Source organism: Rickettsia sp. MEAM1 (Bemisia tabaci), from assembly GCF_002285905.1.
GTDB lineage: Bacteria > Pseudomonadota > Alphaproteobacteria > Rickettsiales > Rickettsiaceae > Rickettsia.
The window spans coordinates 302,296-328,516 of the sequence record NZ_CP016305.1 but is presented as its reverse complement, the minus strand read 5'-3'; the positions used below and the strand labels follow the sequence as shown (position 1 = coordinate 328,516).

Below are 26,221 nucleotides of genomic sequence, written 5' to 3'. Positions count from 1 at the left end.
GGGTTGTTTAGTTTATACCTCCCTTAACTTGACGGTGCCTCTAATAGTTCTAGATTTACTTCAATTAAGGGCGTAGGTAGGAGATACTTAATAACTTCAGACCATTCTATTAAAGTTAAGTTACCACCTAATGCCTCTTCAAGTCCTAATTCATAAATTTCTTCAGGCGATTTTAGACGATAAAGATCATAATGATAGATAGTAAAATGAGGTGCTTTATATGTTTGTAATAAGTTAAAGGTTGGGCTTATAATTGAGGTGTTTTCACCACAGAAATATTTAATAATTTCACGACAAAAAAAAGTTTTACCTACTCCAAGATCACCATTTAATAACACAATATTATTAGGCTTTAAGGTTGCAGCAAAAGCCCTAGCAAAATTTTTTGTTTCTTCTTCGTTATTTAATATGGTTTGATTATTTAACATTTGCAAGAATAGATAATAATTGTTTGAAATAGCTACTCTTTGAAAAGCTTTTCTTACAAAGATCGGGATCAAATTGTTTTTTCGTCATTGCGAGGAAAAATTAATTATTATATGACTACTATGTCATTCGAAGCAACTGTCCAGTACTATCGTTTATAAAACGAGGAATGAAACCGTTACTTAAGGCATGAGTACCGCAGTACTTATAAAACGACGACACCAATTTTATCGAATATACCGCAGATACTTCAAAAGTTGGAAGTCAAATAAGTGGTGAGTCAAGCTACGCGTATATTAATACGTGAGCAAAGGCGCATCTCAAAATTTGACTTACCAAATCTTGAAGTATCAAAGGTATACTATGCCACCAACTTTTCACGTAATACTTCCACTAACTTGTTAATAGCTTCAGATGAATCTATGTTCTCAAGAATAGCAAGTTCACCTGCAAGTCTATTTAGAGCTGCTTCATAAAGAGTTCTTTCACTATAAGAACGGTCATTATCGACATTTTTATGTAAGTCACGTAATACCTCAGCAACTGCTACAATATTACCTGAATTAATCTTTCCTTCATATTCTTGAGCTCTTCTGCTCCACATTCTATTACCCTGTTTTGGCTTGCCTTGAAGGGTAGAATATATTAAATCTAAATCTTTTTTGCTCGCAACTGCTCTAAGCCCTACAACTGTAGCTCTACTAACCGGTACTTTTAGAGTCATTTTATCTTGAGGGAAAGAGATTACATATACCTTTATCTCAGTACCTGCGATAGTATGGTTCTCTATATTTGTAATTTCACCTACTCCGTGTGCAGGATAAACAATTCTTTGTCCTATTTTAAACTCAGATTTTTGTTGTTCTGTTTTATCTTCGGATTGTGCTATATTTGTCATTATTAATTCCTCCGTAGTAATTCTTAGTGCTTAAAAATCCAATGTTAGACTATTATCCTGACTAGCATAGCACATTTTGTACAAATGATAAAGCAGATAATTTTATATGACAAATTTATTTACTATTGAAATAAAGTAAATAAAACCTTATTGTATTGTTAAATCAATATTATAAAGGGTTAAATTATGCGAAATAGTTTTATTACGTTAATATTTCTATTGCTTTTGAGTGGTTGCTCAGAAGAGAAAGTAGTAGAGCAAGAATCATCTGAATCCATAACTCCAGCTCAGGCTTCAACTTCAGATGAAAACAACAATCTAACAACCGAAACAACAACTCCAGCTGTAATAACTCCAGCTGTGCAAGAACAAATAGAGCAAAAGCCTGAAGTAAAAACTTTTAAGGTTACTTTTAAGATTGATGAAAATGATATGGTTCTTGGGAATAAAGACTCTAAAATAGTTGTAGTTGAATATTTCTCTCCTACTTGCCCACATTGTGCTTATTATCACTCTACAATCTTTCCTGAACTTAAGCAAAAATATATAGATACTAATAAAATAGCATATGTTACTAGAGAATTTATTGCTACTAAACAAGATTTAGATGCTTCTATTTTAGCACGTTGCAAAGGTGACCTAAATAGCTTTATGCTGTTTCATGATATTATGTTAAAGCAACAAGATAAATGGTCAGTTAGCAATAAATATAGAGAGTTATTAACTGATATAGGTCAGCTTGGCGGCGTTACTCCGGAAGAGTACAAAAAATGTTTAAGCGATGATAAAATTACTGAAACCTTAATTGCTAACACTAATTTTATAACAAAAGCACCAAAATTTATAGGAACTCCTTCTTTCTTTGTTAACGGAGTACAAACTGAGAATTATAGTATAAATAGTATTTCAGCAGCAATAGATAAAGCCATAGAAGAGTCAAAAAATAAAATAGATTTATAATGGATAATGATAAATTAAAACAAGAATTAATCAGTTAAAAATTGATAAAACTCCTAATTCTAACTTGCAACAGGAAATAAGTCCGTTTACTCTAGCTATAGACTTAGTTTCGGGAACAATGGTAGGGTTTGTTATTGGTTTATTAACTGATAAATTCTTTCATTCTAAACCTTTATTTATTATTATATTTACCATAATCGGAATTATAGCGGGATTCAATATAGTTAGGCAAAGGCTAATCAGTAAGAAATAACAAAATGCTTCATAATCCTTTAGTACAATTTGATATAAAAAAGCTGATAGACATCCAAGTTATGGATTTCGATATTAGCTTTACTAATTCAGCTGCCTATATGCTACTTGCTAGTGTTTTAGCTTCAACTTACTTTTACTTGGCTTTTTCAAATCCTAGGTTAGTACCATCAAGGTTACAAATAAGTGGCGAAATAATCTATAACCTTGTAACTGATATGCTAAATCAGAATGTAGGCAGTAAAGGACGCAAGTTTGTTCCTGTGATTTTTACACTATTTGTTTTTATTTTATTTTGTAATTTATTTGGCATGATACCTTACGGGTTTACTGTTACCAGCCATATCATTATTACTTTTGCTTTAGCAATTCTAGTATTTTTAATGGTGACTATAGTTGGCTTTGTAAAGCACGGTATGCATTTTCTTTCCCTCTTCTTGCCGCACGGTACGCCTTTATGGCTTGCCCCACTAATGATCATAATTGAATTATTTACATATCTAGCAAGACTGGCTAGTTTATCCCTAAGGCTTGCGGCAAACATGATGGCAGGTCATATTTTATTAAAAGTAATTGCTAGCTTTGTTGTAACCTTGATGATTTACTTGAAATTTCTACCAATACCTCTTATGGTTATATTAATTGGGTTTGAAATCTTTGTTGCAATTCTTCAGGCTTATATTTTTACTATTTTATCTTGTGTATATCTTAATGATGCAGTTAATTTACACTAGAGTTTTTTAATTAATTAAAGTTGAGTTTTTTTATGGATATGGTTTCTTTAAAGTTCATCGGTGTTGGTTGTATGGCTATTGGAATGCTTGGTGCAGCTTTAGGCGTCAGTAATATATTTAGTTCACTACTTAATTCAATAGCTAGAAATCCTTCAGCTACTGAACAACTTCAAAGAATGGCACTTATTGGTGCAGGTCTTGCTGAAGCAATGGGGCTTTTTTCTTTTGTAATCGCAATGCTACTTATCTTTTCCTAAAATTTGCTTTTAAACAATATGCCTCAATTTGATATTAATACATATTATTCACAAATTTTTTGGCTAATAGTTACTTTTAGCTTATTATATATTTTTGTCTACAAATTTATAGTTCCTAAAATTGAAAGAGTTTTAAATAATAGACACTCTAATATTCAAGGTAACATTGCAAAAGCGGATGAATTAGCTTTAGAAATCGAAAAGCTAAATAAATATTATAATGAAGAAATAACAAGAATAAGTAATGAAATAGATAGGTTAAAAAAAGAAAAAATAGCTTCTTTAGAAGCAGAATTTTTAATTAAAAAAACTAATTTAGAACAAAACCTACGAAAGCTGATAAATCAAAATATCAAAGATATAAAATTAGTTGCAGAAAAATTTAGAACTAGTAAGGTAGATGCAACTATAACTCTTGCTGCTAGTATTATCGAAAAAATTACTGGCACTAAAGCAGATATAAATTTACTAAAAAATATAAAAATACAATAATAATGCATTTTCTAGACGAAAGCTTTTGGCTTGCTATTAGTTTTATAATTTTTGTGTATCTAATTTATAGACCAGCAAAAAAAGCAATTTTAAAATCTTTGGATACGAAAGTTTTAGAAGTACAAGAGAGAGTTCTAAAAGCTGAAAAATTAAAAGATGATGCAAAATTATTATTTGAACAAACTGAAGAGCAAATAAAAAATTTAGAAGCTTTGCAACTTCAAATGACAAAAGAAAATAACGAAATCACAGAAAAAATAGTTCAAGAAAAAACTAAAGAAATTGAAGAATTTTTAGAGCATAAGAAAGTTGAAACTATTAAATTAATTGAAAGCCAAAAATTATTAGCAAGTAAAGAATTACAAGATGAATTTTCTGATGAAGTCGTTAAACTTGTTTCAGAATATTTTCACTCAACCAAAAATAATAATCTCTCAGAAACTGACATAGCTAAGAATTTAATGGATAAAGTATAGCATTCCATAAAGGTCGATACAAGCGAATTTGGAAGTAATTGTCCACCAGCATCATCGGGAAGCGGTAGCAGCTAATAATACGTGAGTATGCATTGCCTGCGTGGATCATTTTCCCCTGTCATCCCGCAAGCTTGTAGCAGGATCCAGCTTAAAATACTAAAATTATTAGTACTGTTTTCTGGATCCCGTGAATAAATCACGGGATGACAGGGGAAAATGATCCATGCGGGGCAAGCCTTAAGCAGGAATGACATAGAATAAAAACTGTCTGGTACTATTATATCACTGCCTAATTAGTCTTTTAGAACTCGGTAGAGTATAGTTTGAATCAGTAGAACGATATGGGCAAATATCAATTCCACCTCGTCTTGTGTATATTATGTAGATAGATAGAAATTCTGGATTTATAGCATTTTTGATATCAGTAAAAATACGCTCTGCACATTGCTCGGCAAATTCATTACAATTTCTAAAAGATACTAAATACTTTAAAAGTGCATCGTGTTTTAACTTTTTTCCTTTATATTTTATAATTATTGTTCCCCAATCCGGTTGCCCTGTTACTAAACAGTTTGATTTTAGTAAATTAGAATTAAGTTCTTCCTCTACTAAAACATCTTCATGTTTAATCAAGCTATTATTAGGTGGACCATAATCACTACATTCTATATCTAAATCATCAATATTAATGCCGCTTGGTTCACCAAATTCTATTTTTGTATTTATAGGAAATATTTCTCCTGTTACTTCAGCATGTGTATTATTACTTAAATCCTGCAAAATAATTTTTTTTAACTCATCGATGGAATCAACAGCAAAATTATTAAAAGAATTAAGATATAACTTTACTGATTTAGATTCTACAATATGAGAAGAAGTTGTTGGCACAAAAAAAGTAAAGATCGCAACACAAGGCTTACCTTTTTTATCTAGCCAAGATAGCTCATAAGCATTCCAAATATCTACGCCATGAAATGGAAGCTTATCATTAACTATACCTAATTCTTTACGATTATCTATGCGTGGGATTTTAAACAATAAAGTTGGATCGTAAGTATCTTTATAAGTACTTTTTTTACCAAGAGCGGAATTAGATAATGTCATAATATATTAGAGTAAATGAAAAGTTTTTTTGTCATTGCGAGGAGATGCGTAGCATTGAGGTGGCAATCTCAGGAGTTTTATACCACTTCATGAGATTGCCACGCAGCCTACAGCTGCTCGCAATGACGACTTATTATTCATGCAACAACACCTATTTCTAAATGAAAATACACTATGCTCCTTGGGCTAAAGCTTCCTTATGTCCATTCTCATCATACTCTTTTAGTATATAACCACGTCCCCAAACTGTATCTATATAGTCTTTACCACCAGCAGCATCACTTAACTTTTTACGCAATTTACAGATAAATACATCGATAATCTTCATTTCAGGTTCATCAAGACTACTATACAAATGATTTAAGAACATCTCTTTAGTTAAAATTGTTCCTCTACGCAATATTAATAGCTCCAAAATAGCATATTCTTTATTGGTTAAATGTACTTTTTTACCATCAATTTCAACACTTCTAGTATCTAAATTTACACTGACTTTATCAAATCTAAATACTGATGCCGCATGCCCTTTAGAACGTCTAACTATAGCTTTAATTCTAGCGATTAGCTCTTCTCTAACAAATGGTTTAGTTAAGTAGTCATCAGCTCCGGAAGAAAAGCCAGTAATCTTTTGGTCTGTATCAGTTAAACTAGATAAGATTAAAATAGGGGTTTTTATTTTTGCTGCACGCAATCTTAGTAATATTTCGAAACCATTAATATCAGGTAACATTAAATCTAAAATCATTAGATCATACCTACCAAGTTTACCTAATCTTAAACCTTCTAAACCAACCGAAACTTTATCGCAAACTATTCCTTCTGAAGCTAAAGTAAGCTCAATTAGATTAACCATTTCTGGTTCATCTTCAATTAATAAAACTCTCATTTTATTTTCTCCTAAAATTCAATTTTTATGTTCGTGCTATAATTTAATTACAGTTAATTATTGTTAACTAAATTATAATTTTTTATTAGTGCTTTATACATTTATTAGCAACGTAAGTAAAGAATTTTTAATTATATTGATAAAATTTTTACTATTAAAGTATATCTGTGATTTAAAAACCATACCAATTAATTAAGTAAAAGGTAAGATTCCCTAATAACTAAAAGGTTCTTAGTTCTGATGCTCAGACATTTTCTTATGGTACAAAGCTCCAAAATCTATCGGATCAATCATTAAAGGTTGAAATGCCGCATCTTGAGTACAACTTGCTATAATTTTTCTAGCGAATGGAAATATCATTGCCGGACAATGGACTGATAGCAAAATTTGATGTTGCTCAGGAGCAATATTAATTAAATTAAATACACCTGCATATTTTAGCTCTACTTGAAATAATTTATATTTCTCATTTCTTGCTACTGCTTCAATATTTAATTCGACTTCATAAAAATTTTCTTCTGATAGATTAGTGATATTTATATCAAGAGACAAATCAATTTGAGGTCTATGTTCTAAAGCTGCCAAAGAAGATGGAGCATCAGGATTTTCAAGAGATAAATCTTTTATATATTGTGCATTAACAGAAATATGAGGCATTGCCTCGTTTGCATCGGTATTTATTGTACTCATAAAATCCTTTATTAAGAAAAATAGTTATTAAATATATTATAAAAAATTATACTTTATGTTATCTTAAAGTAAAAATTAACATGCTTTTATATAAAATAATTTACATGTATCTTGCAACAAAAAAAGTAACAATTATGTTAAGGGCAAAGTTACACCTAATTGTTTCATATATTTTCCTTGACGATCTGCATAAGATAAGTCGCAAAGTTGATCACCTTTTAAAAATAAAAATTGACAAGCTCCCTCATTTGCATAAATCTTAGCTGGCAGCGGTGTAGTATTTGAAAACTCTAGCGTTACATGTCCCTCCCATTCTGGTTCTAGAGGCGTAACATTTACTATTATACCGCATCTTGCATAAGTAGATTTACCAACACAAATAACTAATACGTCACGTGGTATTTTAAAATATTCTACAGTTCTTCCAAGTGCAAAGCTATTGGGCGGAATAATGCATACATCCACTTCCCTATCAACTAAATTATATTTATCAAAATTTTTAGGATCAACCATAGTAGAGTTTATATTTGTGAATATTTTAAACTCATTTGATACTCTAGCATCATAGCCATAAGAAGATAAACCATATGAAATAATTTTTTCTGAATCTTTAACCCTTACTTGCTTTTCTGCAAAAGGCTCAATCATTTTATGATTTATAACAGCTTCCTTTATCCACTTATCCGACATTATAGACATAATAAATTTATTATTTAGTTAAACTATAAAATATAACTGATAATTATTTTTAATACAAAGTAATTATGTTTATTTAAAATTGTAATTGCTTTAACTTTAAACCACTTTAATAACATAAGTTGTAATAATACAACATTATACATCTATAAATAAATAATTACAAATTAAAATATGTTTATTTATTGTAAGTTTTAAAAATTATATTATATTTAGCATAAATTAATTTAGCCGCTATAACATAATAACCTTAATTATAGCATATAGTTTCACAAATATATGAGGTTTTAAAGTGAAAAAGTTATTATTAGCAAGTATTATTGGTCTTGCATCTACTACCAGTTTTGCCTCAGGAAGTACTACTCCTGTCATTTCTAGTTCTGATTCTGAAATAAAATTAGAAGGTTTTTATCTATTTGAAAGTGGTTTCTCGAATCAAAATCGTTTAGGTGAATTTGAAAATTTAAGTGACAATAGGAAAAAAACAGCGTTTTATACAGAGGCAGCATTTGCGGCTACTATAACTAAAACTATAAATGATGTAATAGGTGGGGTTAAAATAGTATTACAACCTACTACAAGATCAAAAACATCTACATCTTATAATGGTTCTCACATCTTTATTGAAACTAGTTGCGGTAAAGTAGAACTTGGTTCTCCTTATGATGCAGGTAATAAACTTCGTATTACTGGTGGTCAATTAGCTGCTGGAACAGGCGGATATTGGAGATATATTAATGTTGGTAGTCAATACATGCAATATGAAAAATTAAAACCCGATTTTGATACCAGTCCTAGCTTTTATATAGAGTCATTTTCTAACAATTTTGATGAATTTAATGTTAAAGCTGAGGCAGCTAGAAAGATTAGCTTCTACACCCCTAAAATGAAAGGTTTTCAATCTGGTATATCTTATACTACCGATTCTGCTAACACAGGTGGTAATAAAAATATAAATAATGTGGCATTTGACAATTCAGTTACCGGTCTTACTACATTTAACACTGGCATAAAGCGTTACAATGTAGAAAACAGTGAAGTTATTACTATTAATCAAAATGTTACAGATTCAATATCTGGTGGTTTAACTTATGAGCATGCACTTGGTGAAGATGCCGATTTAAAATTATCTGTTACCGGTGAATATGGTAAACCTGCTCGCCTTGCTATTCGTTCCAAAGGAACAGGTAAAGAATATACTGTATTAAAACCTTATAAACTATCTAACTTAAAAGCTTATAATCTTGGTGCAGTTTTTACATATGGTAATTTCTCATGCGGTGCTTCTTATGGCAATCTAGGAAAAAGTTTAACAACTCCTGAATACCATAAAAATGGTCGTAATACTTATTATTACAACGGAGCTATCGCTTATGGTCAAGGTCCTATTAAAACAAGCCTTAGCTATTTTAAATCTTCAAGATATAAGAACACTGTGGATACTATAACTGTAGCTACAGAATATAAAATTATGCCAGGTTTATTACCATATGCAGAAATTTCACATTTCCAAGCCAAAGGTAAACCAGTATATTATCCTGAAGCTCCTAACAAGAAAACTAAAGGTACTGTTGGTTTAATCGGTACAAAACTTAAGTTCTAATAAAAGTCATTGCGAGGAGAAACTGCAAGTTTTGACGCAGCAATCTTATGAGGTAGTATAAAATTCCTGAGATTGCAAAGTCACTTCGCTCCTCGCAAGGCAAGTCGTCATTGCGAATGAGCCAAGCGAATGTGGCAATCCAGGAAAAATAATAAAAAATGATATAAATTAGTATTTTTTAGCTGGATTGCTTCGTCAATTACTTCGTAATTTCCTCGCAATGACGATTCTTTATCTATACAACAACCCACTGGATAACATTACACCGCAAAAGAATTGCCGCAACCGCATTTTATTTTAGCTTGCGGATTACTAACATTAAAATATGAACTGCCTAACTCTTCTATAAAATCAAGAGTGCAATCTAGCATAAATTTTTGAGAAATAGGATCGATAATAACAGTAGCGTTATGTTTAGTAAAAACATGATCGTCTTTTTCTATAGTATTTCTTAAAACTAGTTCGTAATTATACATTAGTCCAGAGCAACCACCGCTATCAACGGATACTCGTAGTACTAGATCCTTATCTTTTTCTAACTCTATTAATTTCTTTACCCGCTCAAAAGCTCTATCGGTAATTGTGATTGTCACTAAAATAACCTTGTAAAAATCTTATAAATTATATAATATACCTAATATTTCATATTTTTTCAAGGTAGCGTTGTTGTGTGCTCTTATGTCATTCTTAGCTAAAAGCGGGAATCCAGAAAAAAGTCTGTCATACTGCGGCTTGTACCTTAGGTATCTCAGAACACAGTTTGTAATGCAAGACCCCTCAGGTACAAGCCACGGGGTGACACTAAAGTTACTGGATTCCCGCTTTCGCAGGGATGACCCCGAGGGCATTTTCAAGCTACGGAATAACAATAACAGTGGTAGAATCAAGTCACACAATAAGAAAAATAACATAGCGATCACATAAAACATAAAGGATAACAATGCTAGCTTCATATGCTTCTGATCCGCTTAAAAGTCGGGGAAGATTATACAGAGAAATACCGACCTCTTACCGCAATGAGTTTGAGCGTGATCGTGATCGTATCATCCATACTAACGCATTCAGGCGTTTGCAGTATAAAACTCAGGTTTTTATCAACCATGAGGGCGATCATTATAGAAATAGGCTAACTCATTCTTTGGAAGTCTCAACAGTTGCTCGCTCGATTGCCAACACTTTAAACCTGTCAAGCGACTTAGCCGAGACTATAGCACTTGCCCATGATCTTGGTCATACACCTTTTGGTCATGCGGGAGAGCGAGCTTTGAATGAGTGTATGAAAGAGCATAACGGCTTTTCTCATAACGCTCAATCTCTGAAAATATTAACCTTACTTGAGAAAAGATATGCTGCTTATAGAGGAGTAAACCTTACTTGGGAAGTTTTAGAAGGGATAGTAAAGCATAATGGTCCTATAAGCGGCGAGGTAAATGAGTATATAGAAGAGTATAATAACCAAAATGATTTAGAGCTTAATACTTACGCTTCTGCTGAAGCTCAAATAGCAGCACTTGCTGATGATATTAGCTATATTTCACATGATTTGGAGGATAGTATTGGTGCTAAAATCATCGATTTCAATAATCTTGCTGAGCTTAAATATATCGACCAACATGTTTTTAAACTTAAATCAAAATATAAAAATATAAGCTCCTCTTGCTTAATCTATGAAGTAGTACGCAAGCTAATGCATGAACTCATTACCGATTTATTATGGCAAACTAAGACTAATATAAATAAAGAAAAAATTACTCATATAGATGAAATACGTAACCTAAATTATCAAATAGTCGATTTTACAGAAAAAACTAACGAACGTATTAAAGAGATTAAAAAATTTCTACATGAGCGGGTTTATAAAAGTAATAGGATTACTGCAATCAGCCTTAAATGTACTAAGATCGTGCAAGGCTTGTTTAAGGTTTATATGGAAGATGTTAATTTACTGCCTGTTAATTGGAAAATACAAATAGATTCTGACAATCCAAATAGCAAAGCTAGAATTATTGCCGATTATATAGCTGGTATGACTGATCGCTTTGCTATTCAAGAGTATAACCAACTTTGTTTGCTAAACTTTAATAATATTTAAAACTTAATCATGAATATATTTAACAAACTAAAACACGATATAATTACTGCAAGTACGCAGCTATATAATAATTCTGAAATAGCAAATCAGGCTAGCATTGAAACCCCGAAAGATAGCTTTAACGGCGATTTATCAAGCAATATTGCAATGATTATTGCTGCCAAAGAAAATATTCCTCCTCGTGAAGTTGCATTAAAATTCAAAGAAATTCTTAATGAACTACCATATATCGCAAGTATAGAAATAGCAGGACCAGGGTTTATTAATTTTACTATTAAAGCTGATAGCTGGCACACTGCAATTAAAGATATTTTACAAAACGAATCTAAATTTTTTGAAATTGACATAGATAAAAACAAAAATATCAATATTGAGTATGTTTCAGCTAATCCAACCGGACCAATGCATATAGGGCATGCAAGAGGTGCGGTATATGGGGACGTGCTTGCAAACATCTTAAAAAAAGTAGGATATCCTGTTACGAAAGAATATTATGTTAACGATGCCGGTTCACAAATAAATGATTTAGTAAGTACAGTAATATTACGTTATAGGGAAGCTTTAGGCGAAAAAATTACTATCCCTGAAGGATTATATCCAGGAGAGTATTTAATTCCTGTTGGGCAAGCTTTAGCTAAAGAGTATGGTGATAAATTATTAAGTATGGATGAGCCAGAAAGGTTTAAAATAGTTAAAAATTTTGCCATACAAAAAATGCTAGATTTAAATAAAGAAGATTTAAAAGAGCTAGGCGTTAAACACGATGTATTTTTTTCCGAGCAGACATTACACGATAATAGTAAAATAGAAAAAACTGTTAAATTACTAACCGATATGGGGTTAATTTATGAGGGTAGTGTACCTGCTCCCAAAGGTAAAGTCCACGCAGAATGGGAAAACAGAACCCAAGAATTATTTAAATCTACCAAATATGGCGATGATCAAGATCGTCCTATAAGGAAAGCCGATGGAAGTTGGACATATTTCGCTTCCGATCTTGCATATGCAAAAGATAAAATAGATAGAGGAGCAAATCACTTAATTTATGTGCTTGGTGCTGATCATAGCGGGTATGTCAAAAGAATTGAAGCGATTGTTAAAGCTCTAGGCAAAGAGCAGGTTAAAGTTGATGTTAAAATCTGTCAATTAGTAAACTTTGTTGAAAATGGTGTGCCGGTTAAGATGTCAAAGCGTCTTGGAACTTTTGCTAGTGTACAAGACGTAAATAATGAAGTAGGCAAAGACATTATAAGATTTATGATGTTAACAAGAGAAAATAATAAGACTCTTGATTTTGACCTAGTAAAAGTAAAAGAACAATCCAAAGAAAATCCTATATTTTATGTCCAATATGCACATGTTAGAACGCTATCGATATTATCGAAAGCTATGGAAACGATTCCGCAATCTTATAATAGCTTTGAAGCTAGCACATATGATTTATCGTTATTATCATCGGAAGAAGAGATTGAGATAATAAAGCTCTTAGCTAGCTGGACAAAAACTTTAGAAACAGCAGCAAAATATTTTGAACCACATAGAGTGGCGTTTTATTTGATAAATCTAGCTTCAAAATTTCATGCTTTATGGAACTTTGGTAAAGAAAATAACGATTATAGATTCATAATAGAAAATAATGTAGAGTTAACAACAGCACGCCTTGCTCTTGCTAAAGCCATACAGAAAATTATAGCTAGCGGTCTTGAGGTTATAGGTGTAGAACCGATGGAAAGGATGTAGTACCGTCATTGCGAGGAGCGTAGCGACGTGGCAATCTCAGGAGGTTTTATGAGATTGCCACGCTCCTTGCAGTCGCTCGCAATGACGTCTACCTGTACCTACTTTATCATTTACTAATTAATTATGATTAATAATATTTTTACTAAAATATGTCTGGTGTTTTTGATATGTATTGCTGCTATTTATTTTGCTTATCAATATTATCAAGATAGTAGACCAGTAATTACTATTTATGCAGACGAACTACCTACAAAAATAAAACCTTCTAAAGTAGAAGATATTATGCCGTCTGCGGTGCATAGCACTATATACGAAAATCTTATTTCTAAAAATACCAACCCTAAAAATGCAAAACTTCTTCCTGAACCTGAAAAACCTGTCAATATAAATTCACGCAATCAAAATGATGACCCTTGTGATATAGATTCTTCGGATGACATATCAAATCTACTTTCTTTAATAGAACCAAATAATACTTCACAAAAAGAGGATACAGGTTTAAATATAATAAAACGTGATAAAGAAAGTACAGATAGCAATAAAAATATAAAAAGTTATAATAACATTAATAGTTATAAAGTGCAGCTCGGTTCAGTAAAATCGGAAGCAGATGCAATAAATGAAGGTGAGAGAATAAAAAAGAAATTTCCAAAAATCCTAAAAAACGCTCTTATCACTACTCAAAAAGTTAAATGTGACGATGGAAAATTTTTCTATTTAATATTAGCTGGTAACTATGATAACCTTAGTCAAGCAAAAGCAGTTTGTAAGAAATTGGCACAGAATAAGCAAAGCTGTGTGTTGAAGTAGTATACTTGTCTACCCAACTCTTTATTTAATATTTAGTGAGAATAATTTATGACAACAGAGGAAGAAGATTTTGATGAAATTACACCTGAAGAAGATATGTATTTTTCAAAACTTGCAGATAAACGATTAGAAGAAACTAAAAATTGGATAAAGCATGAAGATTTTTGGGGTATTCCTCCTGTCATTGCAAAGGTTGAAAAACACTCTCGGTGTGATCTCGTAGACAAGCCAGCATTGCTAGATGGCTCCTATGTCATTCCCGCGAAAGCGGGAATCCAGCAAAAAAAAGCCTAAATACAGAAAATTTTTAAAATTAAAAGCTCGATGTCATCTCGCTTTATGCTGGATCCCCGCTTTTGCGGGGATGACACTGTGTGTTTTTCTTGAGTCATACAGCAACGCTGGACAAGCCACGGGATAACACCGCAACAAAAAAATTAAATAAATTATGAAAGAAACTAAAATAGAAAATATTGACTTTGGTAGTGCTTTATCCGAGCGTTATCTTGCTTATGCACTGTCAACGATCATGTCCCGCTCGCTTCCTGACGTACGTGACGGGTTAAAGCCTGTACATCGTCGGTTATTATACGCAATGTTGCAGCTAAGGCTTGAACCGAATTCGGGCTATAAGAAATGTGCCAGGGTAGTCGGTGACGTAATCGGTAAATATCACCCACACGGTGATGTTGCAGTATATGATACTTTAGTGCGTCTTGCTCAACATTTTTCCCTCCGCTATCCTTTAATTGACGGACAGGGTAATTTCGGCTCTATCGATGGCGATAATGCGGCTGCGATGCGTTACACCGAATCACGTATGACGGAGATATGTACGCTTCTTATGGAAGATATAGACAAGGATACGGTAGATTTCCGTCCAACATATGACGATTCTGATTTAGAGCCGGTCATAATGCCGGCAAGCTTTCCGAACTTGCTTGCTAATGGTTCAGAGGGAATAGCGGTTGGTATGGCAACTAACATACCGCCGCATAATTTGCATGAACTTTGTGATGCTTTAATGCATTTAATCGATCATCCGAAAGCCGAAATTAGCGACATGATGAATTTCATTAAAGGACCTGATTTTCCGACTGGCGGTATAATTATCGATAAAAGCGATGTTATCACTAGTGCCTATATGACGGGACGCGGTAGCTTTAGGGTAAGAGCTAGATGGGAAAAAGAAGAGCTAAGCTATGGTACTTACCAGATAGTCGTAACCGAGATACCTTATCAAGTTCAAAAATCCAAGCTTATAGAACAAATCGCAATATTATTAAAAGATAAGAAGATACCGCTTGTTAGTAATATTAGAGATGAGTCAACCGATATTATCAGGCTTGTTATCGAGCCAAGAGATCGCAGCTGTGACCCGCAAATCGTTATGGAATCCCTGTTTAAGCTGTCAAATCTTGAAAGCCGTATCCAGCTAAATATGAATGTCATTGGTAGTAATAATGTACCGAAAGTGATGAATATTTTAGAGGTTCTGCAAGAGTTTTTAAGCCACAGACAAAATATTATTACTCGCAGATCGACTTATCTATTAAACAAAATAAAGCATCGTTTGGAAATCCTAGAGGGTTTACGAATAGCTTATCTGAACCTTGATGAGATCATTAAAATTATCCGTGAAGAGGATGAGCCGAAAGCGATAATGATGCAGCGTTTTAAACTAACCGAAATTCAAGTAGAGGCAATATTAAATACTCGCCTACGTTCACTTCGTAAACTTGAAGAGCAAGAAATTATAACTGAACATAGTAATTTGCAAAAGCAGCAAGCAATACTTGAGGAAATCTTGAATAATCCAAAAGAACTATGGAAAGTCGTTAAAAAAGAAATAAAAGCTGTGCAGGCTAAATTCGGCTTAAATACTTCTATAGGAGCGAGGCGAACTAATTTTGAAGAAGTGACGCTGACGAATCAAGTAGTTGACATAACGGCTTTTATTACCAAAGAACCAATCACGATTATCTGTTCAAAAATGGGCTGGGTGCGTTCACTAAAAGGTCATAATAACGATTTATCTAGTATTAAATATAAAGAGGGCGATGCAGAAAAGTTTATTTTAGAGGCTTACACAACCGATAAAATATTGATAATCAGCTCAGAAGGAAGATTTTTCACCCTCCTTGCCGATAATATTTCTAAAGGCAAAGGCACGGGTGAGTCTATAAAATTGCTTGTAGATATAGGCAATAATGATATTACTGAGATTTTAGTCTATAAGCCTGATCAGCGTTTATTGCTTGCAAGCAGCATAGGTAAAGGCTTTATGGTTAATTCAAACGAGGTAATGGCTCAAACAAAAAGTGGCAAACAAATTATGAACGTGCCAGATGGTCATACATGTATAGCCTGTTTACCGGTTAACGGTGATAGCGTTGCTTGCATTGGTGAAAGCCGCAAGTTGTTGGTGTTTAATATCGATGAAATACCGGAAATGAAGAAAGGACAAGGTGTAACGCTGCAAAAATTTAAAAACGCCAAGCTTTTAGATATTAAAATATTTAATAGGGAAGATGGCTTAAGCTCGAATAGTAATGGGAAAGTGAAACTTGAGAAGAATATTATTGCCTTTTTAGGTAAACGAGGCAGTGCCGGTAAACTCCCACCTATGGGCTTCCCGAAAAATAACAGGTTTAGTTAAAATGCACTTGAATAATACGGCAATTTGCCGTATACTGTAAAAGTATAAATTATTTCTTAGGTCATTTATGAAAGCTAAAATAAAAGAAGAATTTAGTGATAGTAACACCAACCATTCAGCACGATTAGAAGCTAGAATTAGCCCTGAGTTAAAAAATTTTTTTTTAAAAGCAGCAAAAATGCAAGGTACTAGTTTAACTAATTTTATCATTGCTAGTGCTAAAAAAGAAGCAGATGCAACTTTTAAGCAGCAAACATTAATCGATTTGACATTACAAGATAAAATACACTTAATTAAAAATTGTATAAACGACTCTTATCCAAGTGAAGAATTACAAAAAGCAGCAAAAGAATTCTTAAAATTACCTAATCTACAATGATACTGCTTTCAGAACTTAAAATATTTTCTTTTAATAAAAATTTTGATTGTGGGCAAAATATACTAAATGATTATTTAAGAAAATATGCTTCTCAAGATTTAAAAAGATATTTAACTTCGGTATATATTTGTAGCACAGAAGATCAAAAAGAAGTAATAGGTTATTATACTCTATCTTCTAACAGAATTGATGTATCAGAAATATCAAAAGATTATACAAAAAAGTTACCTTGTTACCCATATTTGCCTGCTATATTAATAGGTAGACTTGCTATTAAAATATCAAAAGAACAAAATTGGTAAGTTACTTTTAATGAATGCTCTTTATAAGTCCTACAAATCAGGTATTGCAGCTTTTGCTGTTATTGTTGAAGCAAAAAATATAGAGGCACGGAACTTTTATAAAAAATATGGATTTAATGAATTTTTAGATAATCCTGATAAACTGTTTTTATCTATGTCCCAAATTGCTAAATTATTTTAGCAGCTAATCTATAATACTCACAATATTTTTTGATAGGGCAGATTTCACAGTCGGGCTTTCTTGCCTTGCAAATATATCTGCCGTGCAGAATTAACCAGTGATGGGCATGGCTTAGCCATTTTCCATCGATAATTTGCAATAGCTCCTTTTCCACTGCTTCAGGGGTGTTACCTTTAGCAAGCCCTATTCTTTTTGCTACTCTAAATACATGCGTATCAACTGCCATTGTTGGCAGACCGAATAAACAATTAAGTATAACATTTGCGGTTTTCCTGCCTACTCCCGGTAGTTTAATCAACTCTTCAAAATTATTCGGTACTTTGCTATCATAATTGCTTATCAATATTTGACATAAGGCAATAACATTTTTTGCTTTGCTATTAAATAGTCCGATAGATTTTATGTATTTTTTTAAGCCCTCTTCACCAAGCCCTAAAATTTTTTCTGGTGTGTCATAAATTTCAAACAAAGATTTAGTCGCTAAATTCACTGACACATCTGTTGCTTGAGCTGATAATATTACCGCTACTAATAGGGTAAAATCGTTTTTATAAACTAACTCAGTTTTTGGGTTTTCATTATTCTTGCTAAAAACTTCAAAGATTTTATTAACTATTTCTGCTTGCATGGTGTATAATGTTACAAATAAAATTAAACATATCAGGTTTTTAATGTTAGAAAATAAAAGTTTTAAATTTATAGAAAATGAGATAAAAAATAATAAGGTAGTATTGTTCATGAAAGGTAGTAAAGAAGCCCCGATGTGTGGGTTTTCCGGTAAAGTAGTGATGATTTTGACTAAGCTTGGCGTCGAATTTCGTGATATTGATGTGTTATCAGATCCCGAGTTACGTGAGTCTTTAAAAGTTTTCAGTGATTGGCCAACATTCCCACAATTATATATTAATGGCGAATTAGTTGGTGGCTGCGATATCGTAACAGAATTATATAGTAGTGGTGAATTAGAAAAGATGCTGAAATAATATTGTCATACCGCGATCAAGTCGCGGTATGACGGATTTGAATCATGAATAAAAATTTAATATATCCTGAAATAGCAAGTATCGAGCAGCCGGCAAAAAAGCTAGTAGTATTGCTACATGGTGTCGGTTCGGACGGTCACGATTTAATAGGATTAGTACCATATATTAAAGACGATTTACTAGATTGTCATTTTATTTCGCCGCATGGCATCGAGCCTTATGATATGGCTCCATATGGCAGACAATGGTTTAGTTTGCAGGATCGTAACCCTGATATTATATCTAAGCTTCTGGTAAAAAATATTTCTAAACTAGAAGATATCATAAAGCAAAAGCAGGAAGAGCTAAATTTAACCAATAAAGATACGATAATTATTGGATTTTCTCAAGGTACTATGATCGGATTATATTTAACTCTTATTCAGAAAGAGCCATTTTATTGTACTGTAGGTTTTTCGGGTGCGTTAATTCCACCTGCTGAGATTAATAATAAGACCACGCCTATATGCTTGATTCATGGAGAGCTGGACGATATAGTAAGTGTTAATGAAATGTATAACGCCTCGCATTATTTATCCAAATATCATATACCTCATAGCGGGCATAAATTAACTCGGCTTAGCCATTCAATAGATGGCAGAGGGATTGAGATTGCTGTTAATTTTGTCTGTCATCCCGCGACTTGATCACGGGATCTTAGGACACAATCTGTGATACAAGACCCCGTGATCAAGTCACGGGGTGACAGACAACCAACCAAAAAACACATGAGGAATAATGAACATTTTTAATAATAAATTACAAGAAATAGATAAAGAAATTTTCGAAATAATTAAGCACGAGAAAGCTCGTCAGAATAGTGTGATTGAGCTTATTGCCTCTGAGAATTTCGTAAGCCCTGCGGTGCTTGAAGCTCAAGGATCGGTGCTAACTAATAAATATGCTGAAGGATATTCAGGTAAGCGTTTTTATAATGGCTGTGAAGAAGTAGATAAAGCCGAAAATTTGGCGATAGAGCGAGCAAAAAAGCTATTTAACTGTAAATATGCCAACGTGCAACCTCATTCCGGTTCGCAAGCAAATCAAGCTGTATATCTTGCTTTAATGCAGCCTGGTGATACTGTGCTTGGTATGTCTTTAGATAGCGGGGGGCATTTAACACACGGCTCAACTGCTAATATGTCAGGTAAGTGGTTTAATGCAGTTTCTTATAGCGTCGATAAAGAGACTTACTTAATTGATTATGATGAAGTTGAACGCTTAGCAATTTTACATAAACCAAAATTGCTTATAGCTGGTTTTTCAGCTTACCCACGCAATCTTGATTTTGCTAAATTCAGAGAAATAGCGGATAAAGTAGGAGCGTATCTCATGGCTGATATCGCTCATGTTGCGGGGTTAGTTGCGGCAGGTGAGCATCAAAGCCCTATTCCGCACGCTCATATTGTTACCTCAACTACCCATAAAACACTTAGAGGACCAAGGGGTGGTTTAATTTTGTCTAACGATGAAGAGATAGGTAAAAAAATAAATTCTGCTTTATTCCCGGGTTTGCAAGGTGGCCCATTAATGCATATAATAGCTGCAAAAGCCGTAGCATTTTTAGAAAGCTTGCAGCCGGAATATAAACACTATATAAAACAAGTTATAAGTAATGCTAAGGTACTAGCTGGTAGCTTGCAAGAGCGAGGATATGATATATTAACAGGTGGCACTGATAACCATATTGTGTTAGTGGATTTACGAAAAGACGGTATCACCGGTAAAATTGCTGCTAATTCTTTAGATAGAGCAGGTATTACTTGCAATAAAAACACTATTCCTTTTGATGAAACTTCACCTTTTATTACTTCAGGTATTAGGCTTGGCACACCAGCTTGCACTACTAGAGGATTTAAGGAAAAAGATTTTGTGCTAGTTGGTCATTTAATAGCTGATATTTTAGATGGCTTAAAGAATAGCGAAGATAATAGCAAAGCCGAGCAGAAAGTATTAAGCGCAGTAACAAAATTAATTAAATTATTTCCGTTTTATGGCTGATTTAAATAGACCTAGCTGGATTAAGGTAAAAGCTCCTAACTCTTCAGAATATTATAATACAAAAGATTTAATCAAAAATCTCAAGTTAAATACTGTATGTGAGGAAGCTGCTTGCCCTAATATTGGTGAATGCTGGTCAAAGAAACATGCAACTGTGATGATTCTCGGCTCGGTTTGTACTAGAGCTTGCAGATTTTGTAACGTTAAAACTGGCAGACCGGATTTACTTGATCCGCATGAACCACAAAGACTAGCGGAGGCAGTACAAAAGCTGGGTCTTAAACATGTAGTAATTACTTCGGTTGATCGTGACGATCTAGAGGATGGCGGAGCTACGCATTTTGCAGAGTGTATTAGTGAAATTCGTAAGTCTTCACCGAATACTACTATCGAGATTTTAACTCCTGATTTCTTAAGAAAAGATGGAGCAGCTGAAATAATAGCGAACGCAAAACCTGATGTTTTTAACCATAATGTTGAGACTGTCCCATCTTTATATAAGGCAATTAGACCAGGTGCGAGATATTATAATTCTCTAAGCTTACTCCATAACATTAAGAAATTATCACCAGAAGTTTTTACGAAATCTGGTATGATGGTAGGGCTTGGGGAAGAAATCAGCGAAGTAGTGCAGGTTATGGATGATTTAAGGGAAGCAAAGGTTGATTTCCTGACTATTGGGCAGTATTTGCAACCTACGAAGAATCACGCAGAAGTGGCAAAATATGTTACTCCTGAAGAGTTTAAATATTTAGAGCGAGTAGCACGCACAAAAGGATTTTTGATGGTTTCCGCAAGTCCACTAACTCGCTCTTCATACCATGCTGACCAGGATTTTGAGAAGTTAAAGGAAAATTATAGGTAAACTCTGTGTAATACTGTGGCTTGATTATGATAGTAAGTAATAACAATTATAGAATAATTTATGAAACAACTTGCAAAACTTTATATTATTGATGAAAAGCTTGGAGCTGCTTATAAAGCTATAGCTAAAGATATGAAAGCTAAAGAAAAAGCCAATGAGTGGGTAGAAGCATTAATAGATAATTAATAAGTAAAAGCCTAATTGACATTTTAAAAAAACTCCTTAGGATCTTTTGCAAGAATAGCAGCGATGTTATTCTAGGGTGTAGCAGCTCTAAATCTAAGATGGTATGCATTAGCCATAAATTGATGTAATCCTCGACTTTATTAAGGTCGGGGAGATTTTAGGCATGTACAGAGCTTTAAGCTTAAAACCTATTATAAGCTGATCTTAGACAGTTTTGCTACCTCCCCGACCACCAAGAGCTTACTCTTCGGTGGTTTTAATTAATTGGAGGTATTAAATGTCAAATCACAACAAACAAACTATTTACGATCGTGCTTTAAATTTTGCTGAATATGAAATAAATAGGTTACAAGATGAAATCACATATTTATTAGAAAATCCTGGAACAAAAGAAGATGTTGAAAGAGTAGAGCAGCGTTTTAAGGAGCTTGAAAAAATATTTTTATGATGTCATCCTGTGACTTGTCCAATAATACTGGACAGTTTTTATTTTATGTCATTCTTAGCAACGGCAGGAATCCAGAAAAAATGTCATACCGCGACTTGATCGCGGTATCTTAGAACACAGTTTGTAATGCAAGACCCCTCAGGTACAAGCCACGGGGTGACACTAAAGTTACTGGATTCCCGCTTCTAGCTAGGAATGACATTGGAGTCATACAACAAATTCGACTTGTCCAAGGGATGACATCTACCTTAAGAAAAATTATATAATAATGATAAACGTAGAGATTATAAAAAACTACAGCAAATGGCGTGAGCATAAGCAAATAAATAAGGCTTTGATTAAAAAAATTACTCAAAAAACCTTATCGCAATTTGAAAATTTTAGTGAAATAAAACAATTCGAACTATCGATTTTGCTGACAAATAACGAAGAAATATTGACCTTAAACAAGCAATTTCGTAATATAGAAAAAGCAACTAACGTTCTTTCTTTTCCTGCTAATGAATTAAATTGGCAAGATTTACATTTTAGCGGTAACAAGGTAGTATCTAATAATCAGCCTATTATCCTTGAAAATTTAGGGGATTCTGATTATATGCATTTAGGGGATATAGCATTTTGCTATGATGTAATATATAATGAATCATACGAGCAACAAAAAACTTTTGAGAATCACTTTATTCATCTTTTAATACATAGTATTTTACACTTAATCGGGTTCGATCATCAAAATGACACAGAAACAAAGATCATGGAAAATCTAGAAATCGAGATATTAGCACATTTCGGTATATCCTCGCCCTATTTATTAACTAAATAAAAAAATTTATGTTAAAATCTTCAAAAAAAGAAGATGACAATAAAAAGAATCACGATAATAAGTCAATTTTTCACTTACGAAAATTATTCTCACCGATAAAATCTTTATTTTCAAATAAAGTACCGGATGATTTCTTTAGCGTTATAAAACGTTTAAAAACTAATAGTCAGAAAATGACTTTAGATGAACGTAATATTTTAGCTAATTTGCTAAAATTAAAAGGCAAGACCATTGAAGATATAATGGTACCACGCTCTGATATTGCAGCAATAAAACTTACTACAAATATAGAAGAATTAAACGAATCTATTAAAGTAAAAATTCCGCATACCAGAACTCTAATATATGATGGTACTTTGGATAATATAGTTGGTTTTATTCATATCAAAGATTTATTTAAAGCATTAGTTACGAAACAAAATTTTCGCTTAAAAAAGCTAATACGTAAGCATATAATCGCTGCTCCTTCTATGAAGCTATTGGATTTGCTTGCAAAAATGCGTCGTGAGAAAACCCATATTGCTATAGTTATTGACGAGTATGGCGGTACTGATGGCTTAGTAACTATCGAAGATGTTATGGAAGCATTAGTTGGGCGAATCGATGATGAGCATGATCAGAAATCAGAGTATGATAACTATAAGGTCATTAATAACTCGACAATTATTTCAAACGCACGTGTTGAAGTGGAAGTGTTTGAAGAGATAATCGGCGAAAAGCTAAAAGATGATGATGATGAGTTTGATACTATAGGTGGTTTAGTGCTGACAAAAATGGGGAATGTTCCAGCAGTGGGTACTAAAATAAATGTTTCAGAAAATATTGAAATTGAAGTAACGGATGCAAATCCTCGCTCATTAAAGCAAGTCAAGATTACGCTTAAAAATAGTTTAAAACGTGCTAAATCATCTTAAATCTTTATTACAAAACTATAACAGCATCCACTCCGAAGAAATTCTTTCCAAAGAAAAAATGCTAGAGTTTTTGGATAATTTTACATACTCAAATGATTTGGAGAATTGGAATGTAAAACGAGGGGCGAGTACGCACAGCCTATACTTAATAGGCGAGCATACGAGTTCCCTAAAGTTTTGCAGAGCCAATTCTTCAAAGCAGAAGAGTATGGGGCATTTTACTGCCTCTGCGGGCACCGTCAAGTTAAGGGAGGTATAAATTAAGTATTGAGCAATTACAGGGAATGATTTATAGAATAGCAGTAACAATTTATCCTAGATTTTACCGCTATGCATATTACTCAAGCCCCGAATAGACATCGTTTTCCAGCAAGCATTATTAGCCATACAGTATGGTTATATCATCGCTTTAATAATAGTTACCGAGATGTTCAAGAGCAGATGGCTTATCGAGGTATTATATTAAGTCATGAGACTGTAAGGTTTTGGTGTTATAAGTTTGTAGTTTATTTTCAAGATGTTATTAGTAAGAGAGAGCGAAAGCCAACTGATAAATGGCATTTGGATGAGATGAATATCAAGATCAAAGGTGAAGTATTCATATTATGGAGAGCTGTTGACTCTGAGGGACATGAATTAGAAGTATTACTGCAGAAGCGTCGTAACAAGAAATCAGCTATTCGCTTTTTATCAAGATTATTGGGTAATTATCCATGTCCAAGGGTTATTGTGACTGATAAGCTAAAAAGCTACATTAAACCAGTTAGGTATATGTGTCCTAGGACTAAGTATCGTACCGATAAAAGACTAAATAATCGGATTGAGAATGCCCATCAGCCAACTAGGAGAAAAGAGAAGATACTGATTAAATTTAAGCATCCTAATTCAGCACAATGTACATTATCACTGATGGGAAAAGTCAGAAATATATTTGCTGTAAATGTTGGAAGATATACTAAAACAGCATCTGAGCAAAGAATTGCATTTGCGTCCGCTAAATCCATTTGTGATGAAGCTACTCAAAGACTTCTTGCTGTCTGAAATCTAAAAATATAGTACTTTGTGACACTAATTTACTTAACTTGACGGTGCCGATTCAGAAAATAATCTTTTTGGCGTTGACAAATGCCTCTAAAAAATGGACAATGCCTATTAAGAATTGGGCGATGGCTTTAAATCAATTTGCTATACTTTGTGATACTAATTTACAAAATTGGGCAAATGGAGAAATCGTACTTACACAAAAAATCTGACAGACCCAAAATATGTTATCCTGCTAAAATATTACCATTCAATTTAGAATGTATCGGTGAATCAATATTTAGTTCAGATTCTGAATAAAATCTAAGTTATTTAATATACTGCTATATTCTATTTTAGTTGTGTGAATTTTAATAATGTCCTTTACAACTTTCTATTACAATAATTTTAGTTTCTTTATTGAAAGAATAAACTAATCTATGCTCTTGATCTATTCTTCGAGACCAAAAACCACTTAACTCATACTTTAAAGGTTCAGGCTTTCCTATACCGGTACAAGGTGTTGACATAATACTATCTATTAAAAGATGTAGTCGTTTAGTCATTTTTTTATTAGTGTACTTCCAAAATTCTAACTGTGTTAAAGCTTCATCAGACCAAACAACTTTCAAAATTTTTACCTTCTTGTTTCTGTTTTGCTTTTAAAAGTTGTTCTGTAATATCTTCAGCAGGTACACCGCTATCATAATTCATCCACCACTGATCTTCTGCATTTTCTATTTGTTCAAGATCTTCCTTATTAATCAATAAAATATAATCTTTAATATTATTAATTATATTAACTTTAAAAAATTCCTGTATTTTTTCTTTGGTCATAGTATGATTTATACTTTCTATAGCTTCAAGCCAAATAGAATGCCGGTGTGTTAAATTACGTAAATAGCTTGCCGTATGTTCGCCATATATAGAATATATTTTATAAATTAAGTTTTTTTGCTGTTGTGTGTAAATATCAAAGTCCATTTCACCAGGAGCGGCAATTGGACCATCTTGTAAATTACCGAACGGTATACGTAATTTTGGTACTACTGGCCCATGTTTCCATGCTTCAATCTCTTCTTCAAAAAAAGGTTTATTAAATAAAGCGAGATGAACACCTTGAGCAAAATATATTAGCTTTTGAAGCTTTAGCTGAGTTATAGTATCTCCTGCTTCTCTATCTACTAGAACCAAAAAATAATTAGCTACGTCAAAACAACTAATGGTTTTTTCTGTTTGTTTGTTATTCATAATTATAAATAATTATACTTATCTTTTAACTTTATAACATAACTGTATAATAAATAC

General features: G+C 32.9%; 36 protein-coding genes and 1 pseudogene. 26 read left to right on the top strand and 11 right to left on the bottom strand.

From position 1 onward, the window contains the following. Positions 1-23: 23 nt before the first annotated feature. A complete protein-coding gene (gene tsaE, locus BA173_RS01695; protein WP_016948590.1) occupies positions 24-428 on the bottom strand; it encodes a tRNA (adenosine(37)-N6)-threonylcarbamoyltransferase complex ATPase subunit type 1 TsaE in 405 nt (134 codons plus the stop codon). Positions 429-658: 230 nt separating this feature from the next. On the opposite strand from tsaE, the pseudogene BA173_RS01690 reads away from it, so the two are divergent. Further along, positions 659-788: pseudogene (locus BA173_RS01690) on the top strand (palindromic element RPE5 domain-containing protein); the annotation flags it as partial. Here BA173_RS01690 and BA173_RS01685 read toward each other — a convergent pair. Next, complete coding sequence (locus tag BA173_RS01685; protein WP_016948591.1) at positions 788-1,324, bottom strand: CarD family transcriptional regulator; 537 nt, start codon at positions 1,322-1,324, stop codon at positions 788-790. The pseudogene BA173_RS01690 and the gene BA173_RS01685 overlap by 1 nt on opposite strands. A 186-nt stretch (positions 1,325-1,510) precedes the next feature. Between BA173_RS01685 and BA173_RS01680 the strand changes: the two genes are divergently transcribed. The 6 genes from BA173_RS01680 to BA173_RS01655 are packed head-to-tail and all read left to right on the top strand — an operon-like array spanning position 1,511 to position 4,495. Then, complete coding sequence (locus BA173_RS01680; protein ID WP_016948592.1) at positions 1,511-2,284, top strand: DsbA family protein; 774 nt, start codon at positions 1,511-1,513, stop codon at positions 2,282-2,284. A gap of 13 nt (positions 2,285-2,297) precedes the next feature. Beyond that, positions 2,298-2,537 carry an AtpZ/AtpI family protein gene (locus BA173_RS01675; protein ID WP_083198497.1) on the top strand — a complete coding sequence of 80 codons (240 nt, stop codon included), beginning with the start codon at positions 2,298-2,300 and terminating at the stop codon, positions 2,535-2,537. A gap of 4 nt (positions 2,538-2,541) precedes the next feature. Further along, positions 2,542-3,270 (top strand): F0F1 ATP synthase subunit A, encoded by a 729-nt coding sequence (locus BA173_RS01670; protein WP_068041255.1) that lies wholly within the window; start codon positions 2,542-2,544, stop codon positions 3,268-3,270. A gap of 32 nt (positions 3,271-3,302) precedes the next feature. After that, complete coding sequence (locus tag BA173_RS01665) at positions 3,303-3,527, top strand: F0F1 ATP synthase subunit C (RefSeq protein WP_011477942.1); 225 nt, start codon at positions 3,303-3,305, stop codon at positions 3,525-3,527. An 18-nt stretch (positions 3,528-3,545) separates the two neighbouring features. Next, the gene (locus BA173_RS01660) at positions 3,546-4,019 is read left to right on the top strand and encodes a F0F1 ATP synthase subunit B' (protein ID WP_016948593.1); all 474 of its coding nucleotides are present in this window, start codon (positions 3,546-3,548) and stop codon (positions 4,017-4,019) included. Between the two features lie 2 nt (positions 4,020-4,021). Next, the gene (locus tag BA173_RS01655) at positions 4,022-4,495 is read left to right on the top strand and encodes a F0F1 ATP synthase subunit B (protein ID WP_016948594.1); all 474 of its coding nucleotides are present in this window, start codon (positions 4,022-4,024) and stop codon (positions 4,493-4,495) included. Between the two features lie 282 nt (positions 4,496-4,777). Here the strand turns inward: BA173_RS01655 and queF are convergent, their stop codons facing one another. From queF to dcd, 4 genes are all read right to left on the bottom strand, one after another. Next, complete coding sequence (gene queF / locus BA173_RS01650) at positions 4,778-5,599, bottom strand: NADPH-dependent 7-cyano-7-deazaguanine reductase QueF (RefSeq protein ID WP_016948595.1); 822 nt, start codon at positions 5,597-5,599, stop codon at positions 4,778-4,780. A 172-nt stretch (positions 5,600-5,771) separates the two neighbouring features. Next, positions 5,772-6,485: a response regulator transcription factor CtrA gene (ctrA, locus tag BA173_RS01645; RefSeq protein WP_068041250.1), complete on the bottom strand. Its 714-nt coding sequence runs from the start codon at positions 6,483-6,485 to the stop codon at positions 5,772-5,774. 231 nt (positions 6,486-6,716) lie between these two features. Next, positions 6,717-7,175, bottom strand: coding sequence for a protein-export chaperone SecB (gene secB, locus BA173_RS01640; protein ID WP_016948179.1), 459 nt, complete (start codon positions 7,173-7,175; stop codon positions 6,717-6,719). Between the two features lie 132 nt (positions 7,176-7,307). Further along, positions 7,308-7,874, bottom strand: a complete 567-nt coding sequence (gene dcd, locus BA173_RS01635; protein ID WP_068041248.1) for a dCTP deaminase — start codon at positions 7,872-7,874, stop codon at positions 7,308-7,310. 289 nt (positions 7,875-8,163) lie between these two features. Here dcd and BA173_RS01630 point away from each other — a divergent pair, with 289 nt between their 5' ends. Continuing rightward, positions 8,164-9,474 carry a porin gene (locus BA173_RS01630; RefSeq protein WP_016948180.1) on the top strand — a complete coding sequence of 437 codons (1,311 nt, stop codon included), beginning with the start codon at positions 8,164-8,166 and terminating at the stop codon, positions 9,472-9,474. 260 nt (positions 9,475-9,734) lie between these two features. Here the strand turns inward: BA173_RS01630 and BA173_RS01625 are convergent, their stop codons facing one another. After that, positions 9,735-10,067: an iron-sulfur cluster assembly accessory protein gene (locus BA173_RS01625; protein WP_016948181.1), complete on the bottom strand. Its 333-nt coding sequence runs from the start codon at positions 10,065-10,067 to the stop codon at positions 9,735-9,737. A gap of 347 nt (positions 10,068-10,414) precedes the next feature. Between BA173_RS01625 and BA173_RS01620 the strand changes: the two genes are divergently transcribed. From BA173_RS01620 to BA173_RS01585, 8 genes are all read left to right on the top strand, one after another. After that, positions 10,415-11,566: a deoxyguanosinetriphosphate triphosphohydrolase gene (locus BA173_RS01620; RefSeq protein WP_068041245.1), complete on the top strand. Its 1,152-nt coding sequence runs from the start codon at positions 10,415-10,417 to the stop codon at positions 11,564-11,566. Between the two features lie 9 nt (positions 11,567-11,575). Further along, positions 11,576-13,306, top strand: a complete 1,731-nt coding sequence (argS, locus tag BA173_RS01615) for an arginine--tRNA ligase (protein ID WP_016948183.1) — start codon at positions 11,576-11,578, stop codon at positions 13,304-13,306. Between the two features lie 123 nt (positions 13,307-13,429). Next, a complete protein-coding gene (locus BA173_RS01610) occupies positions 13,430-14,116 on the top strand; it encodes an SPOR domain-containing protein (RefSeq protein ID WP_016948184.1) in 687 nt (228 codons plus the stop codon). A 48-nt stretch (positions 14,117-14,164) separates the two neighbouring features. Beyond that, complete coding sequence (locus BA173_RS01605) at positions 14,165-14,410, top strand: hypothetical protein (protein ID WP_016948185.1); 246 nt, start codon at positions 14,165-14,167, stop codon at positions 14,408-14,410. Positions 14,411-14,564: 154 nt separating this feature from the next. Then, the gene (gene parC, locus BA173_RS01600; RefSeq protein ID WP_016948186.1) at positions 14,565-16,775 is read left to right on the top strand and encodes a DNA topoisomerase IV subunit A; all 2,211 of its coding nucleotides are present in this window, start codon (positions 14,565-14,567) and stop codon (positions 16,773-16,775) included. Between the two features lie 67 nt (positions 16,776-16,842). Continuing rightward, positions 16,843-17,154 carry a DUF1778 domain-containing protein gene (locus BA173_RS01595; RefSeq protein WP_016948187.1) on the top strand — a complete coding sequence of 104 codons (312 nt, stop codon included), beginning with the start codon at positions 16,843-16,845 and terminating at the stop codon, positions 17,152-17,154. After that, the gene (locus BA173_RS01590) at positions 17,151-17,456 is read left to right on the top strand and encodes a hypothetical protein (protein ID WP_016948188.1); all 306 of its coding nucleotides are present in this window, start codon (positions 17,151-17,153) and stop codon (positions 17,454-17,456) included. Before BA173_RS01595 ends, BA173_RS01590 begins: the two co-directional genes overlap by 4 nt. A 10-nt stretch (positions 17,457-17,466) precedes the next feature. Beyond that, complete coding sequence (locus BA173_RS01585; RefSeq protein ID WP_083198498.1) at positions 17,467-17,637, top strand: hypothetical protein; 171 nt, start codon at positions 17,467-17,469, stop codon at positions 17,635-17,637. Here the strand turns inward: BA173_RS01585 and nth are convergent. Next, the gene (nth, locus tag BA173_RS01580; protein ID WP_016948190.1) at positions 17,624-18,265 is read right to left on the bottom strand and encodes an endonuclease III; all 642 of its coding nucleotides are present in this window, start codon (positions 18,263-18,265) and stop codon (positions 17,624-17,626) included. The two genes, BA173_RS01585 and nth, sit on opposite strands and share 14 nt — an antisense overlap. A gap of 43 nt (positions 18,266-18,308) precedes the next feature. Here nth and grxD point away from each other — a divergent pair, with 43 nt between their 5' ends. From grxD to tlyC, 8 genes are all read left to right on the top strand, one after another. Next, positions 18,309-18,620, top strand: coding sequence for a Grx4 family monothiol glutaredoxin (gene grxD, locus BA173_RS01575; RefSeq protein ID WP_068041257.1), 312 nt, complete (start codon positions 18,309-18,311; stop codon positions 18,618-18,620). Between the two features lie 44 nt (positions 18,621-18,664). Beyond that, positions 18,665-19,306 (top strand): dienelactone hydrolase family protein, encoded by a 642-nt coding sequence (locus BA173_RS01570; RefSeq protein WP_016948192.1) that lies wholly within the window; start codon positions 18,665-18,667, stop codon positions 19,304-19,306. A 91-nt stretch (positions 19,307-19,397) separates the two neighbouring features. Continuing rightward, positions 19,398-20,660 carry a serine hydroxymethyltransferase gene (gene glyA / locus BA173_RS01565; RefSeq protein WP_016948193.1) on the top strand — a complete coding sequence of 421 codons (1,263 nt, stop codon included), beginning with the start codon at positions 19,398-19,400 and terminating at the stop codon, positions 20,658-20,660. Further along, positions 20,653-21,525 (top strand): lipoyl synthase, encoded by an 873-nt coding sequence (gene lipA / locus BA173_RS01560; protein ID WP_016948194.1) that lies wholly within the window; start codon positions 20,653-20,655, stop codon positions 21,523-21,525. The genes glyA and lipA overlap by 8 nt, the downstream gene beginning before the upstream one ends. A gap of 60 nt (positions 21,526-21,585) precedes the next feature. Continuing rightward, positions 21,586-21,711 (top strand): hypothetical protein, encoded by a 126-nt coding sequence (locus tag BA173_RS08785; protein WP_257008592.1) that lies wholly within the window; start codon positions 21,586-21,588, stop codon positions 21,709-21,711. 277 nt (positions 21,712-21,988) lie between these two features. Further along, on the top strand, positions 21,989-22,159 hold the full coding sequence (locus BA173_RS08125; RefSeq protein WP_179852177.1) for a hypothetical protein: 171 nt from the start codon (positions 21,989-21,991) through the stop codon (positions 22,157-22,159). 268 nt (positions 22,160-22,427) lie between these two features. Then, entirely contained in the window at positions 22,428-22,979 is a 552-nt protein-coding gene (gene ybeY, locus BA173_RS01555) for an rRNA maturation RNase YbeY (RefSeq protein ID WP_068041241.1), read from the top strand. Positions 22,980-22,987: 8 nt separating this feature from the next. Further along, the gene (gene tlyC / locus BA173_RS01550; protein ID WP_016948196.1) at positions 22,988-23,893 is read left to right on the top strand and encodes a hemolysin C; all 906 of its coding nucleotides are present in this window, start codon (positions 22,988-22,990) and stop codon (positions 23,891-23,893) included. A 15-nt stretch (positions 23,894-23,908) separates the two neighbouring features. Here the strand turns inward: tlyC and BA173_RS08880 are convergent, their stop codons facing one another. Next, on the bottom strand, positions 23,909-24,202 hold the full coding sequence (locus BA173_RS08880) for a hypothetical protein (protein ID WP_322101065.1): 294 nt from the start codon (positions 24,200-24,202) through the stop codon (positions 23,909-23,911). Positions 24,203-24,223: 21 nt separating this feature from the next. On the opposite strand from BA173_RS08880, the gene BA173_RS01540 reads away from it, so the two are divergent. Beyond that, complete coding sequence (locus BA173_RS01540; protein ID WP_095568258.1) at positions 24,224-24,934, top strand: IS6 family transposase; 711 nt, start codon at positions 24,224-24,226, stop codon at positions 24,932-24,934. A 41-nt stretch (positions 24,935-24,975) separates the two neighbouring features. Continuing rightward, entirely contained in the window at positions 24,976-25,146 is a 171-nt protein-coding gene (locus BA173_RS07645) for a hypothetical protein (protein ID WP_157738041.1), read from the top strand. Positions 25,147-25,284: 138 nt separating this feature from the next. Here the strand turns inward: BA173_RS07645 and BA173_RS01535 are convergent, their stop codons facing one another. Both BA173_RS01535 and BA173_RS01530 read right to left on the bottom strand, forming a co-directional pair. Continuing rightward, positions 25,285-25,479 carry a Txe/YoeB family addiction module toxin gene (locus BA173_RS01535; RefSeq protein ID WP_232505958.1) on the bottom strand — a complete coding sequence of 65 codons (195 nt, stop codon included), beginning with the start codon at positions 25,477-25,479 and terminating at the stop codon, positions 25,285-25,287. A gap of 46 nt (positions 25,480-25,525) precedes the next feature. Further along, positions 25,526-26,164: a Panacea domain-containing protein gene (locus BA173_RS01530; protein ID WP_016948198.1), complete on the bottom strand. Its 639-nt coding sequence runs from the start codon at positions 26,162-26,164 to the stop codon at positions 25,526-25,528. Positions 26,165-26,221 lie beyond the last annotated feature (57 nt).